Raw genomic sequence first — 14,070 nt, 5'->3', positions numbered from 1 at the left:
ATGAATTTATTTGAACGTTTGCTGCATCGCCGTCTTTGCAATGAGCAACCTGCTGATGGTGGCGCTGCACCGGCACCTTCTGAGCCATCCGCACCTGCTGCTGATGCTCCTGCACCTGCAGGCGAACCAGCGAAACCAGAAGGCGATAAGCAACAGCCTGGCACTGAAGATGACAAGTCTCAGGAAGGCAAACCTGCTGATGGTGATAAGCCAGCCGATAAGCCTGACGACAAAGAGCAGAAGCCAGAAGGCGCGCCGGAGAAATATGAATTTACCGCTGGCGAAGGCGTTGAGCTTGATACCGAAGCTCTGAAGGACTTCGAACCGGTTGCCCGCGAGCTGAACCTGACCAATGAGCAGGCTCAGAAGCTGGTGGACGCGTACCCGAAAATTTTGGCCGGTGTGCAGCAGCGTCAGGCAGAAGCCTGGCAGGCGCAGACAGAACAGTGGGCAGCCGACGTGAAGGCTGACAAAGAGATCGGCGGCGACAAGCTGACCGCAAATCTCAGCGCTGCTCAGCGTGCACTGGACATGTTCGGTGGCCCTGTTCTGAAAGAATACCTGAACACAACCGGGCTTGGTAACCACCCTGAACTGGTTAAGACGTTCGTGAAAATCGGTAAAGCCATGTCTGAAGACGGCATGGTCGATGGCAGTAATCAAGGCCAGCGTAGTGCGGCCGAAGTGCTCTATGGCAAATAAGAGAGGATATAACCATGGCTGTTAAAGGCTTAACTGCGCTGACGCTGGCTGACTGGGGTAAGCGCATCGACCCAAACGGGAAAGTCGATAAGATTATCGAGCTTCTCGGTCAAACCAACCCGATCCTTCAGGATATGCCTTTCGTTGAAGGCAACCTGCCAACCGGTCACCGCACCACCATTCGTTCTGGTTTGCCGCAGGCTACATGGCGTTTGCTGAACTATGGTGTGCAGCCAAGCAAATCAACCACCGTCCAGGTTACCGACTCAGTCGGCATGCTTGAAACCTATGCCGAAGTCGATAAGTCTCTGGCTGATCTCAATGGCAACACTGCTGAATTCCGCCTGTCTGAAGATCGTGCGTTCATCGAAGGCATGAACCAGCAGATGGCTCAGACGCTGTTCTACGGCGATACCAGCGTGAACCCGCAGCAGTTCATGGGGCTATCATCCCGTTACTCCAGCAAGTCGGCTGGCAACGGCCAGAACATTATCGACGCTGGTGGTACAGGCACCGATAACACCTCCATCTGGCTGGTTGTTTGGGGCGAAAATACCGTTCATGGCATCTTCCCTAAAGGCCAGAAGGCAGGCCTGCAGATGGAAGATAAAGGCCAGGAAACGCTGTTTGATGCCAATGGCGGGCGCTATGAAGGCTACCGCACCCACTACAAGTGGGATAACGGGCTTTCCCTGCGTGACTGGCGCTATGTTGTGCGCATCGCCAACATCGATGTGAGCGATCTGTCAGTGCCAGGATCAGCAGCAAACATCGTAAGCCTGATGGTTAAAGCGCTGCATCGCATTCCAAACCGAGGCATGGGTAAGCCGGTGTTCTACATGAACCGCACCGTCGCCCAGGCTCTCGATCTTCAGTCTCTGGACAAAGCCTCTCTGGCTCTGACCGTAAAAGAGACTGAAGGCGAATGGTGGACTGCGTTCCGTGGCATCCCAATCCGTGAAACCGATGCGATTCTGGAAACAGAAGCGCGCGTTGTTTAACGCCTGTCATTAACTGATGGGCCTTAACCGGCCCATGAATGGAGAAAGAAAATGATCCTCGACAAACTGTTGATGTTCTCCGAAGCGCAGGCGGTTACGGCTTCTGCTGCTTCAACTGACGTTATCGACCTTGCTCCTATCGACGGCACCCGCCGCGATATCGGCGTTGGCGAGCCTCTGGAGTTCTGGGCAAACGTGAACACCACTGCAACAGCAGCTGGTGCCGCTACCCTGAACGTTCAGTTGCAGACCAGCCCGGATAACTCCACCTGGACCACGCTGTACGACAGCGGCACGCTGGCACTGGCGGCGTTGACCGCTGGTAAACGCCTGTTCTCTGCCAAGGTTCCGGCAGGTGTTCAGCGCTATCTGCGCGTCAACTACGTGGTCGGTACCGGCCCGCTGACCGCTGGTGCGTTTACCTCGGGTATTAACCTGGATGTTGACAACAACACTCCATACTACCCAATCCGCTCCAAAGTGACAGGCTAAGGTGACTGCGATGGAAAAAGCAAAATACCGCGTCCTGCGCTTATCCCATATTCACAATAACCTCTGGCCGGAAGGCTCTGAGATTGAATATGACGGTGAGCCAGGTTCGGCGCTGGAGCCGATCAACGCAGCAGCGAAGGCGGCAAAGAAAAAGGCAGAACAGAAGCGCGGCATCTTGCCTGTTGATTCTCAGCCTGAACCTCAGCCTGAACCTCAGATTAAGGATGAGGCAGGGGAAGAGAATGACATCAATGATGCCAATACCTTCAGTGAAGATGAAGCCTCGTTACGTCAGCAGTACGAAGAACTTTTCAACAAGAAGCCTGGCAACATGAATGTTGAAACGATCAAAGAGCGTATTGCTGAAGAGCGGCAGAAACTGGGCGTCTGAGCCTCGCTAATCAAACAAGGGGCTTCGGCCCCTTTATTGCAGGAGTCCGTTATGGAACTGGTAAACCTCAAAACCGGCACCGACAGCTACCAGGATGAATCTGGTGAAACAAAAACACGCGATGATTATCCGTGGGGTCTATGCATCAATCTTGACAATGAAACACTGAAGAAACTCGGTGCAACTCCACAGCCTGTCGGTACTGAAGTGATGATCTCCGCCAAAGCCATAATCAAAAGCATGTCGACTCGCGAAGATGGAGAAGGTGTCCGGCACGATGCCAGCTTGCAGATCACCGATATGGCACTCAGCCCGGTATCAGGTGAAAAGCCAAAAACTGCCGCCCAGACTCTCTATGGCGGGGAGGATGATTAATGGCCTCCGTTATCGAGATCTGCAACCGCGCGCTGAGCAATATCGGCAACAGCCGAAGCATTAACAGCCTGACAGAGGCCAGCAAAGAGGCCGGGCAGTGCTCCCTGCATTTCGATTCATGCCGCGATGCTGCGCTGGCCGACTTTGACTGGAACTTCGCCACCAAGCGCCTGGCTCTGGCAGATACCAATAATCCGCCGCCTGACTGGCAATACGCATACCAGTACCCGACTGATTGCGTGCGCATCACCGAAATTATGGTGCCCGGTGTTCGTAACCCGACGGCTGTCATGCGCATCAACTATGAGGTCGGCTCCAACGGTGACGGCACTGGGAAGCTGATCTACACCGACCAGCCTCAGGCGTGGCTGAAGTACATCGCGCGCGTCACCGACGTGAACATGTTCGATCCCATCTTTATGGAAGCTCTGTCCTGGCGTCTGGCCGCCGCCATTAACATGCCGCTAACCGGCAGCGCAGATCTCGGTAACAACGCCCTGAACATGTACCAAAAAGTCATCCTTAGTGCTGGCTCTCACAGCCAGAACGAATCTCAGGAGCCGCAGCCACCAGTCGATGAGTTTACAGCAGCGAGGTTGTCATAATGGCTATCAGCTGGATACAGCCGAGCTTTGCCGGTGGTGAGATTGGCCCGTCACTGTACGGGCGCATCGATATGTCGAAGTATCAGGTGGCGCTGCGCAAGTGCGATAACTTCATAGTCCGCCAGTATGGTGGGGTTGAGAATCGCCCGGGAACGCGCTTCGTCGGCGAAGCAAAATATTCGAACAAAAAATGCCGCCTTATCCCGTTCCAGTTCTCGACCGTTCAGACCTATGCGCTGGAGTTCGGCGACGGTTACATGAGGGTTATCAAAGACGGCGCGTATGTCTTGAACAGCAGCAATGTAATCTACGAGCTGGCGATGCCGTATACAGAGTCCGATCTGTTTCGCATTAAATTCACGCAGAGCGCCGATGTTCTTACGCTGGTGCATCCAGCATACCCGCCGAAGGAGCTGCGCCGCTACGCGCACGACAACTGGCAGATCGTCGACGTCACCACCAAAAACGGCCCGTTCGAAGATATCAACGTTGACGAGTCAGTGAAGGTTTACGCCAGCGCCAGCACCGGCACAATTACGCTGACGGCAAGCTCTGCCATCTTTGGCTCTGAGCAGGTAGGTAAGCTCTTTTATCTTGAGCAGCCTGCGGTTGATTCCGTTCCTGTCTGGGAGACCAGCAAGACCACGGCCATCAACGATGTGCGCCGCGCTGACAGCAACTACTACCGGGCCAACACCGCAGGGAAGACCGGCACTCTTCGCCCTTCGCATACTGAAGGCATGTCCTGGGATGGCTGGGGTGGTACCGGGGATAGCGATACAGGCATCCAGTGGGAATACTTGCACAGCGGTTTCGGTATTGTTCGTATCACGGCTGCGTCCGGCACTACCGCCACCGCTACGGTGATCAGCTACATCCCATCTCAGGTTGTCGGATCTGCCAATGGCAGCTACAAATGGGCAAAATACGCATGGAACAGCGTCAACGGCTACCCGAGCACTGTCGTCTATTATCAGCAGCGCCTGTATTTCGCTGCGTCCACAGCGTACCCGCAAACTATCTGGGCCAGTAGAACCGGCGACTATAAAGACTTCGGCAAGAACAACCCTATTCAGGATGACGATCGCATCATCTACACCTACGCCGGGCGTCAGGTAAATGAGATCCGCCATCTTATTGATGTTGGCAGCCTGGTCGCGCTGACGTCTGGCGGGGAATATACGATATCCGGAGACCAGAATAAGGTGCTCACGCCGTCGGCGTTCTCATTCAGCTCTCAGGGCAATAACGGGTCCAGTAATGTGCCGCCTATCTCCGTTGCCAACATCGCGCTTTTCATCCAGGAGAAGGGCAGCGTGGTGCGCGATCTGGCCTACTCCTTCGACGTAGACGGGTACCAGGGTACCGACCTTACCATACTGGCAAACCACCTGTTCCAGAAGCGCAGCATTGTCGACTGGTCATTCTGCATCGTGCCTTACAGCAGCGCGTTCTGTATCCGCGACGACGGCAAACTGCTGGTATTGACCTATCTGCGTGATCAGCAGGTTTTCGCCTGGGCGCCACAGTCCAGCACCGGGAAGTATGAAAGTACGTGCTCCATCAGCGAAGGCAGCGAGGATGCTGTTTATTTCGTGGTTAACCGCACTATCAACGGCCAGACGAAGCGTTACATTGAGCGCCTTTCAAGCCGCTTGTTTACCAGTGACGAAGATGCTTTCTTTGTCGATTGTGGCCTGAGCTATGACGGACGTAACACATCATCCAGGACGATGACCATCAGCGGCGGCACTGGCGACTGGAGCTACCAGGTCGACTACCCGGTAACGATTAGCGGCGGGGCATATTTCGTAAGCACTGACGTAGGTGCGCAGATCCAGTTCCCGTACTCAGAAACTGATCCTGACACTGGATCGGTGGTGGCGAAAGAGTTACGCGGCGATATTGTTTCGGTAACCAGCAGCACGGCGGTGGTTGTGCGCTTTAACCGTAACGTTCCTGCAGTACTGCGCAGCGCGGCCACGACTAACTGGCAGATGGCCCGTCAGACTTTCGGCGGCCTGTCGCACCTCGAAGGCCAGACAGTAAACATCCTCTCAGATGCCAGCGTGGAGCCGCAGAAAACCGTCTCTGGTGGTACTGTCACGCTGGAATCACCGGGCGCAGTGGTGCATATCGGGCTGCCGATCACTGCTGAATTTGAAACACTGGACATCAACATCAACGGGCAGGAAACACTGCTGGATAAAAAGCAGGTCATTCCAAAGGTCACGCTAATCGTAAACGCCAGCCGCGGCATTGAGGCGTCAACTCCTGGTGGAGAATGGTACGAATACCCGCAACGTGAATTCGAGTTCTACGACGATCCAGTTGATGACGCAACAGGTAAAGTTGAGGTGAAACTCGACAGCGTCTGGGATAACAACAGTCGCGTGAAGGTTCGCCAGACAGACCCGTTACCGCTATCGGTACTGGCTGTTATTCCTCGCCTGACTGTAGGGGGGAATTAATGGTTAACGCTCAGATCGTACCGGCCACTGCAGATCACATCGAAGCCATGTTGCCACATGTCAGGCAGGCAGACGTTGAAGAGTTCCTGGCGACAAACGGCTGGAGCCCGCGACGCGTGCTTGAAACCGGGCTGCGCACTTCAACATTCTGCTGCGCCGGGCTGGTAAACGGGGAGGTGGTAACCATCTTCGGCGTGGCCCCGGCATCCATGATCGGCGGTAGCGGCATTCCCTGGCTGGTAGGCACTGATGCGCTGGAGAAATACCAGCGCACCTTCCTGCGCCGCTGCGGGAAAGTGGTCAATGCAATGCTGACAGTTTACCCGTATCTTGAAAATTACGTTGATGCCCGCAACCACGTCGCGCGCGTATGGCTGCACTGGCTTGGGTTCACCATTGAAAAGCCGAAGCCATATGGCATCCACAATCTCCCGTTCCACCGTTTCCACATGGAGAGAAAATAATGTGTAGCCCAGCTATTGCACTGGTCGCAGTCACGGTAGCCTCTGCTGCTGCCAGCGCGTACAGCCAGAACCAGCAGGCAAAATATACTTCTGCTGTAGCTGAGAAGAACGCAGATATTGCTGAAGCTCAGGCGCAGGATTCAATCAACCGAGGTAATGCTCAGGCTGATGAGATTCGCCGCCGTAACCGTCAGGCTGCTGGGACCCAGGCCGCAACAATGGGTGCGACAGGCGCAGAGCTTTCCACGGGCAACGCTCTGGATATCTTCGGAGATACGGCACAATTCGGCACCCTGGATGCTCTGACCACTGTCAACAACGCTCAGCGTGAGGCTTATGGCTATCAGGTGCAGGGTAGTAATTATCAGTCTCAGGCTAATGCAACTCGCAGCGCGAACAGTGCAGCACTAACCCAGACGCTGCTGACAACCCCGTTGAAAGCATATGGCGCGTATCAGATGGGCGGCGGCACATGGTCGCCATTCACCCAGAAAGCAGCTCCTATCAGCGCTGCTGTCGGCACGCCAACCGGCCGATAAGGAGATATCATGCCAACAGTACCAACTGTAAACGGCCGTCAGGTAGAAAGCAGGGGATTCCAGTCACCTGGGCTTCAGGCGTTCGATACGCCTCAAACCGCTGATGTTCTTGGTCAGGTCGCAGAGCAATACGCAGGAGCATTCGCTCAGGCTAAGCAGCGTGCTGATGTTGCCCAGGCACAGGATGCATCCCTGCAACTCAGCCAGATTTCCAGCGATCTGTTGACGAACCCTGATACCGGACTGCTCAACTTGCAGGGTAAAAATGCACTCGGCAAGGGGCAGGAGTACACCCAGCAGTTTGATTCACAGGCTGAGCAGATCGCCATGACTCTGCCTGAGGGGGCGCGCGCAGGCTTCATGCAGCAGGCACAGCAAATGCGAACCCAGTTCACGACGCAGGCCGGTCGCCACGAGATTAGCCAGTTGAATGCCTACGAAGAAGGGCAGTTTCAGGCGACGCTGGCGAACAACGGGAAACTGGCTGCAGCCGCATACGGCGATAATGCTAACTATGTGCTGTACAACCAGCAGACTTTCCAGCAAATCGACGACTACGGCGCTGCGCATGGCTGGAGCGCCGAGCAGATTCAGGCGAAAAAAATTGAGTTCAAGGAGAAGGTTGCCGATGCTTCACTTTCTCAGTGGTCAGCCAACAATGCTATCGACTTCATTCACAGCAATGGCGAATTGAGCGACACGGCAACAGGCTCCCGCCGCGCGGTATCGGAAGGCGGTAGCGGTGACGGTGCGCGCGGCATCCGGAACAACAATCCCGGAAACCTCGAGTACAGCAAAACTAACCCGTGGATTGGGCAGACAGGCGATGACGGTCGATTTGCCAAATTCGAGACACCAGAGCATGGCATCCGCGCGCTGGGACGAAACCTGCTATCATACCAGCGCCAGGGCATTGATACCGTCAGTGACATTATCAACCGCTGGGCGCCGCCGTCTGACAATAACAATACAGACGCGTACATCAAAGCCGTTTGTGCTCAGCTCGGCGTGACAGCAGACCAGCAGCTTGACGCATCAAACCCTGACACGCTGAAGGCCCTGTGTGCTGCAATCATCCAGCATGAGAACGGTAGCCAGCCATACAGCGACCAGCAGCTCACCACCGGTGTCAGTGCAGCTATTGGCCTGTCTCAGCTTCCGACCAGCACCAAGCGCTACACCGGGAACGCAGCATTTGACGCCGCATCCCCGGAGGCGCAGGCAACCTTCCTTCGCCAGGCTGACCAAATCCGTAAGCAGCAGCAGGCGGAATATCGCACCAGTATCGACAGCCAGGTCCGCGACGCAACGGCGGCTTACATGCGCGGCGTGGATTTCCCAAATGCGCCAACACAGACCGACTTCCTCGCTGCCTATGGCGTGCGCGAAGGCAACCTGCGGTATACGGAGTTCAAAAACACGCAGATCGCCGGGCAGTACATTGGCTCATTCCGCAACATGCCGACGAGCAGCATCACTGCCTACGTCAATCAGCTGAAGCCAGGAACCGAGGAAACTGGCGAGGGGTATGCATCCCGCGCTGAATTATTCGATCAGGTGTCGGCGGCGGCCACGAAAGTAATCAGCCAGCGCCAGAACAACCCGTTCAATGCTGCGGTTGAGATTGGCGCCTATAAGCCGATCGCCAGCAACAACCCTAACGATATTACAGCCGAGGTGGCTAACCGTTTCTCTTCACAGGAGAGCCTGCGCGCGCTGGGCATCAATGCGCCTATCCTGTCCAGTGAGGAGGCTGCGGCCCTGTCCGAGCAGGTACGTGGCACCAAAGACGTTAACCAGACCATCAGCCTGTTGCAGAGCATGGGTGAAACTCTGTCGGCACCGGCTATGCGCCAGGTTGCATCTGCCATCGCGCCGAACAACGCAGCTACAGCCTATTCCGCGCTGCTGCTGGGCACACCGGATAACCAGTACGACAATACCAAGCCGTCTATCGCCTACAGTCAGTTCATCGGCTACAAGCCGACCATGAACAAGTACGATGTTTCGAAGGTGATCCTGGCTGGTGACCAGTTGCTGAACCCGACTAAAGCGATGAAAGACGCCGGGATAACTCCGGTCCAGTTGCCGAGCGAAGATAAGCTTAAGCGTGCTTTCGACGATCAAGTGGGTAATGCCTTCGCCAATAACGCACAGGCGCGCCAGCTCAGTTACAACCTTTTCAAAGCAGCTTACGCCGGGATCGCTTATCAGTCCGGCGATGCCTCAATGACGCGCACTGATGCAGCCAACTCCGACGTAGTGGAAAAGGCAGCGCAGTACGCCACAGGCGGCGTATACAAGGGCTTTAATGGTGGAGACGTGGTAATGCCATTTGGCATGGACAAATCCACTTTCAAGGACCGCTACACCGCATCTGCGCAGCAGGCGCTGAAGGATGCCGGGCTGAACGTCAACGCCGCGTCAAACTTTACCCCGGTAAATATCGGCAACAACCAGTATAGGCTGGTAAGCGGTAGCGGGCGCTGGGCGACGGATCCGAAAACCAATGAAGCTATCGTCGTGAGGGTTGAATAATGTCTGATGTATTTTCTCTGGCGCCGGAAGGCCAGGCTTGGACCGACGATAAAACAGCATCCAACCCTGCGCGACCTGAAGACTACGAGCCGACATTCTTCCAGGGCTCAATAGCTGCGCCGGTGCGCGGCGTGGCGGAAGGCACACTCGGCCTGGCGCAGTCTGCAGTTGGATTCAGCAAGCGCCTGATCAGCGATCCGGCATTCACCGCAGACATTGCGCCGACGGTCAATATCTTCCGGGTGATGTTCCCGGATGCCGACAAAGCCCTGAACGACACCTACGACACGATCGGCAAACAGCTGCAGGATGCTCGCGGATATGTGAAGCCTGACGCTGGCAGCCAGGGCACTGCCGCTGAAGTGCTTTACGGCCTCGGGCAGTTCGTTCCAGCCATCGGTGCGACCATTGTCGGCGGTCCTACCGTCGGCGCAGCGACAGCATTCAGCTCTACGTATGAGCAGTCCTATCAGGATTTCAAAGGGAAGGGTGTAGACGAATCAACGGCGCGCAACCTGGCAACGCAGCAGAGCCTCTTCAACGCGGCTGGGATGGCCCTGCCTGCTGCCGTCGGCACCACACTGGCAACGCGCATCGCCTCTGGTGTCGCAATCAACACCGGGTTCGGCGGCCTTAACCGTTACTCGGTTGGCGAAACGCTGGAGGAGAAAGGCTACACCGAGATGGCGAAGCAGTACCGGGTATTTGACGGTCAGGCCATGCTGGTGGATGCCGTGCTTGGCGGTGCATTTGGTGGTGCGCATCACCTGGCTGCGCGAAATGCTGACGTACCTCCGCCGCCAGATGCTGAAACGCCGATCCCGGCAGCAGAGGTTCAGAGCGTTCCTGATGCAACCACAGAGGCAGCACCTGTCGCAGACGCTTCGCCAGTAACAGATGCCCCTGGCGCGCCAGTGCGATCTGATGCTCAGGCACCAGTGACAGATACCACCGCAGCGCCAGATATTCCCGCCATTAAGCCAAGCGACATCGACGCCGCTCACACGCTGAATGAAGGGCTGTATTACGATCTGGAATCTGCTCCAGTGCTGCACGCCAGCAACGAGAGCATAAACAGCCATGTGGCTGCCATGGATGAAGCATACCGCCAGCTGAATGACGGCCAGCCCGTTAACGTCGGGATGATGGCGCGCGGGCTGGATGGTCCTGCGCGGCCCGGCATGCTGGAATCCGCAAACGAGCAGTACCATGCAATGCAGCGGGTTTTCGAAGAGAATGGTGTCAGGTATGAAACGCCGTCAGATCTGGCTGGCGAAGCTCCGGCGCCGCGGGCAGAAAGTGCATTCACTGCAGCAGCCGAAACTGGCGGGCAGGTAAGTGTCGACCCAGACACCGGCCAGGCGATTTCATCCAACAGTTACGACCTGATGGCGGCGCGCGATATGGCGACCACCAATCCGGATCTGACAATTACGCACCCAGACACCGGGCAGCCGGCGAAACTCTCCGATGTTCTGGCTGAATTTGATGAGCAAATCCAGACCGTGCAGAACGAATCAAAAGTGTATTCCGTCGCCGCCGCGTGCTTCCTGAGGAACCCATAATGAAACAGGCATGTGTTGAAGCCATTGCGCAGACACTTGGCCGCCAGCCAAAGGCTGACGAGCTGAAAGGTATTGAGGACCGCATCAAAGAAGCCGTGCGCCAGGTGCATAAAAAAAATGCCAGGGAAGGCAAGACTGGCATCCCGGATGCGCAGACGTACATGGAGGCCGCAGATCTTGTTCGTCAGCGCGTTGTGCATGACGTCTATAAGAAGCGCCAGCGCGTCGCTCAGAACGCGATCGCCATCAGAAGGGTGACAGATGCCCTCGACGCCAATATCCCACCAGAGCAGCAAACACCTGCCAATTTGCAGCAGTTTATCTTTGCCGGGCGGCGCACGAAGGTATTCGGTAAAGATCCAGATATCAACGTGACCTCTGCTGAAGAACTGGCAACCGGTGCATACCAGGACTGGTCACGCCAACTCAGTGCTGAATTGCTCAAGGCTGGCGATGATGTCCGCAAATTCTTCGAGCAGAGTAAGGCTCTTGGAGAGCAGCGTTTCCGTAGCCTGTTCGACCAGCAGGCGGCTAAGTCGGCACAGTTCCAGATCCTGAAAGAGCTTTACGGCGAGGACACCGGGAATCCACAGGCGAAGAAAATCGCCCAGGTATGGAATGACGTTACCAGTCGCGCCCGACAGGAGATGAACGATAACGGGTTTGATATCGGCCTGCGCGATGACTGGCACCTGCCGTATGTGGATGATGCCGATTTTATTCGCAACGCCGGGCGTGATGAATGGCTGGCGTCGTTGCCGGTGGCAGAGCAGGCTAAAGCGCGTCTTTCTGGCCGCCAGCCTCCTATTGAATTCGCCCGCCAGGCATGGGTGGATGACGTTTACAACACGCAGGATCGCAGCAACTACGTTAATCCGGACGGCAGCCCGATGAATGATATCGAGTACCGCCAGGCGCTGGAGGCGATCTTTGAAACGAAGGCCACCGACGGGGCCAACAAAATTGACCCTGGCGCATTCATGGGCACCGGCGGGATAAAGAACCGTGGATCGCAGAGCAGGGTAATGGCTTTCAAGGATGCTCAGTCGCACTTTGCCTACATGGAGCGCTATACCCAGCAGCCGGTGGCGGGCGTAATGATGTCTCACCTGCAGTCATCTTCCCGTGATCTGGGCGTGGTTAAAGCGTTCGGCCCGGATGCTGCCCGTAACTTTTCCCTGGTGCTGGACCGCGTATATCAGCGTGCGGTAACCGGCGGGAAGGAAGTCGGCAAGATGAACGATGAGCGCAAGATGGTTGAGCGCATGTTTAATTCAATGGCGGGGCTTAACGGTGCGGCCACATCGAGCGTGTTCACGTCGGCGGTTGGCGGCCTGCGCAACCTGATGACCAGCGCCATGCTCGGCACCAGCGTACTGACGGCAACCAGCGATCAGGCGATCATGCGCGCCAATGCCCAGGCTCTTGGCTTTACCCGAGACGGCATGCGCCTGTCTGCAAACACCATTCGCAACCTGTTCAGCGGTGATGCCAAAAAGGCCAATGCCGAGCTCGGCCTGCTGGTGGATTCGCACGCTGCTGTCGTATCGAAGATGGGTGGATTCGACCTGTCTCGCGGCATAACCGGCTGGTTTGCAGAGAAGACCCTGAAGTGGTCCGGGCTGATCGCTATGGACCGCGCCAACAAAGCGGCGTTCGGACTGCTTATGTACAAAAACATTGGCGAACTGACCCGCAAGTTTAAGACTCTGGACGACGTTAAGGGATCGGATAAGACCATTCTGGCGAGCAAGGGCTGGAGTAATGAGGACTGGGCTATCATGGCTGCTGCAGACCTCCAGCCAATGACCACCGCCGGGCATATGGGAATGACGCCTGATGCGATTTATGCCGTTCCTGATGAAGTGATCACCGGCATCATGGCGGACCGTATCGCGCAGGTGCGTGCAGGTAGTGATGCAGCGCTGGCCGCGCTTGGCGATATTCCACCAGAGCGCCTGAAGAAAATGAAAGAGGCGTTCGACGCTGAAGCAGAGCAGACCATCACGCGCATGGTGCGCAATGCCCGCGCCGAGGCCGCTCAGAAACTGCTGGGTGTCACGCACGGCGAGATGACCAGCGCCGTAACCACCGCTACCGGCCTGGACACCTACGCACGCGATGATGCCGGGCAGCTGATCAAGAGCTTCATGCTCTTCAAAACAACGCCGTTTGCAGGTTTCCGCCAGCTCGTAAACAGGGCCAATGATCTTGATACGGTGCCTGCTCTTAAGTTTCTGGCGTCTTACATCGCTGGCACGACACTTGCCGGAATGTTCGCTAACCAGATGAACAGCCTGCTGACAGGGAATGACCCGCTCGACATGACAAAAGTTACAACTTGGATCCAGGCGCTGCTGAAAGGTGGCTCCTTTGGCATCTACGGCGATTTCCTGTTCCAGGACCATACTCAATATGGCTCCAGTATCGCAGCCACCATCGGCGGTCCGGTGCTGAGTTTTGCTGAACAGTTAACAAAACTGCTAATCACTAACCCGCAGAAGGCGCTGCAAGGGGAGGAAACCTCATTCGGTGCCGACGCACTGAAGACAGCCCGCATGATCACCCCATTCGCCAACCTCTGGTATGCTAAGGCCATAACCAATCACCTGATCCTGCAGCAGCTTCAGGAGATGGCGAACCCGGGATACAACGACAGGGTGAGGGACCGCGCTCAGCGGGAATTCAATACAACAAGCTGGTGGGAGCCTGGCGAGACAACGCCACGCAGAGCGCCAGATTTAGGGAAAGCGGTGGGTAATTGATGAAAAATATCATGCGTATCATCGGTATAATTACAGGTCTGATTACGCTATTGGGGTCAGGATTCTATTTCGTTGAGAACTCATTCGATAACCTTTTATATGGCAACCTTTTTCTGAATATCTCAACTGGGATTGTTTTCGTCTTCTCCCTTATCGGGCTAT

Annotated in this window: 12 protein-coding genes; all 12 read left to right on the top strand. The window is 56.0% G+C overall.

Going from position 1 to position 14,070, the window contains the following annotated elements:
- From APT89_RS12125 to APT89_RS12070, 12 genes are read left to right on the top strand one after another with little or no spacing between them, the layout of a single operon-like run.
- Window positions 1-702 (top strand): peptidase, encoded by a 702-nt coding sequence (locus APT89_RS12125; RefSeq protein WP_060572470.1) that lies wholly within the window; start codon window positions 1-3, stop codon window positions 700-702.
- Window positions 703-716: 14 nt separating this feature from the next.
- Entirely contained in the window at window positions 717-1,703 is a 987-nt protein-coding gene (locus APT89_RS12120) for a major capsid protein (RefSeq protein ID WP_060572468.1), read from the top strand.
- Window positions 1,704-1,754: 51 nt separating this feature from the next.
- The gene (locus APT89_RS12115) at window positions 1,755-2,195 is read left to right on the top strand and encodes a Bbp16 family capsid cement protein (RefSeq protein WP_060572466.1); all 441 of its coding nucleotides are present in this window, start codon (window positions 1,755-1,757) and stop codon (window positions 2,193-2,195) included.
- Between the two features lie 10 nt (window positions 2,196-2,205).
- Window positions 2,206-2,586, top strand: a complete 381-nt coding sequence (locus tag APT89_RS12110) for a hypothetical protein (RefSeq protein ID WP_060572464.1) — start codon at window positions 2,206-2,208, stop codon at window positions 2,584-2,586.
- 51 nt (window positions 2,587-2,637) lie between these two features.
- Entirely contained in the window at window positions 2,638-2,961 is a 324-nt protein-coding gene (gene gp10, locus APT89_RS12105) for a capsid staple protein (RefSeq protein ID WP_060572462.1), read from the top strand.
- Entirely contained in the window at window positions 2,961-3,566 is a 606-nt protein-coding gene (locus APT89_RS12100; RefSeq protein ID WP_060572460.1) for a hypothetical protein, read from the top strand. Before gp10 ends, APT89_RS12100 begins: the two co-directional genes overlap by 1 nt.
- Entirely contained in the window at window positions 3,566-6,037 is a 2,472-nt protein-coding gene (locus APT89_RS12095; RefSeq protein ID WP_060572458.1) for a hypothetical protein, read from the top strand. The genes APT89_RS12100 and APT89_RS12095 overlap by 1 nt, the downstream gene beginning before the upstream one ends.
- Complete coding sequence (locus APT89_RS12090) at window positions 6,037-6,501, top strand: hypothetical protein (protein WP_060572456.1); 465 nt, start codon at window positions 6,037-6,039, stop codon at window positions 6,499-6,501. The genes APT89_RS12095 and APT89_RS12090 overlap by 1 nt, the downstream gene beginning before the upstream one ends.
- Window positions 6,501-7,040 carry a virion core protein, T7 gp14 family gene (locus APT89_RS12085; protein ID WP_060572454.1) on the top strand — a complete coding sequence of 180 codons (540 nt, stop codon included), beginning with the start codon at window positions 6,501-6,503 and terminating at the stop codon, window positions 7,038-7,040. The genes APT89_RS12090 and APT89_RS12085 overlap by 1 nt, the downstream gene beginning before the upstream one ends.
- Before the next feature lie 9 nt (window positions 7,041-7,049).
- Complete coding sequence (locus APT89_RS12080) at window positions 7,050-9,578, top strand: hypothetical protein (RefSeq protein ID WP_060572452.1); 2,529 nt, start codon at window positions 7,050-7,052, stop codon at window positions 9,576-9,578.
- Window positions 9,578-11,143: a hypothetical protein gene (locus APT89_RS12075; RefSeq protein ID WP_060572450.1), complete on the top strand. Its 1,566-nt coding sequence runs from the start codon at window positions 9,578-9,580 to the stop codon at window positions 11,141-11,143. The genes APT89_RS12080 and APT89_RS12075 overlap by 1 nt, the downstream gene beginning before the upstream one ends.
- Window positions 11,143-13,908: a hypothetical protein gene (locus APT89_RS12070; RefSeq protein WP_060572448.1), complete on the top strand. Its 2,766-nt coding sequence runs from the start codon at window positions 11,143-11,145 to the stop codon at window positions 13,906-13,908. Before APT89_RS12075 ends, APT89_RS12070 begins: the two co-directional genes overlap by 1 nt.
- Window positions 13,909-14,070 lie beyond the last annotated feature (162 nt).

The organism is Enterobacter sp. 50588862 (genome assembly GCF_001462935.1).
GTDB lineage: Bacteria > Pseudomonadota > Gammaproteobacteria > Enterobacterales > Enterobacteriaceae > Enterobacter > Enterobacter bugandensis.
The sequence above is the reverse complement of the archived record's forward strand: the minus strand, read 5'-3'. Positions and strand labels throughout refer to the sequence as shown.

What these genes read in the sequence shown, in the direction of transcription:
- APT89_RS12125 (WP_060572470.1), top strand. Translation starts at nt 1, where the DNA reads ATGAATTTATTTGAACGTTTGCTGCATCGCCGTCTTTGCAATGAGCAA.
- APT89_RS12120 (WP_060572468.1), top strand. Translation starts at nt 717, where the DNA reads ATGGCTGTTAAAGGCTTAACTGCGCTGACGCTGGCTGACTGGGGTAAG.
- APT89_RS12115 (WP_060572466.1), top strand. Translation starts at nt 1,755, where the DNA reads ATGATCCTCGACAAACTGTTGATGTTCTCCGAAGCGCAGGCGGTTACG.
- APT89_RS12110 (WP_060572464.1), top strand. Translation starts at nt 2,206, where the DNA reads ATGGAAAAAGCAAAATACCGCGTCCTGCGCTTATCCCATATTCACAAT.
- gp10 (WP_060572462.1), top strand. Translation starts at nt 2,638, where the DNA reads ATGGAACTGGTAAACCTCAAAACCGGCACCGACAGCTACCAGGATGAA.
- APT89_RS12100 (WP_060572460.1), top strand. Translation starts at nt 2,961, where the DNA reads ATGGCCTCCGTTATCGAGATCTGCAACCGCGCGCTGAGCAATATCGGC.
- APT89_RS12095 (WP_060572458.1), top strand. Translation starts at nt 3,566, where the DNA reads ATGGCTATCAGCTGGATACAGCCGAGCTTTGCCGGTGGTGAGATTGGC.
- APT89_RS12090 (WP_060572456.1), top strand. Translation starts at nt 6,037, where the DNA reads ATGGTTAACGCTCAGATCGTACCGGCCACTGCAGATCACATCGAAGCC.
- APT89_RS12085 (WP_060572454.1), top strand. Translation starts at nt 6,501, where the DNA reads ATGTGTAGCCCAGCTATTGCACTGGTCGCAGTCACGGTAGCCTCTGCT.
- APT89_RS12080 (WP_060572452.1), top strand. Translation starts at nt 7,050, where the DNA reads ATGCCAACAGTACCAACTGTAAACGGCCGTCAGGTAGAAAGCAGGGGA.
- APT89_RS12075 (WP_060572450.1), top strand. Translation starts at nt 9,578, where the DNA reads ATGTCTGATGTATTTTCTCTGGCGCCGGAAGGCCAGGCTTGGACCGAC.
- APT89_RS12070 (WP_060572448.1), top strand. Translation starts at nt 11,143, where the DNA reads ATGAAACAGGCATGTGTTGAAGCCATTGCGCAGACACTTGGCCGCCAG.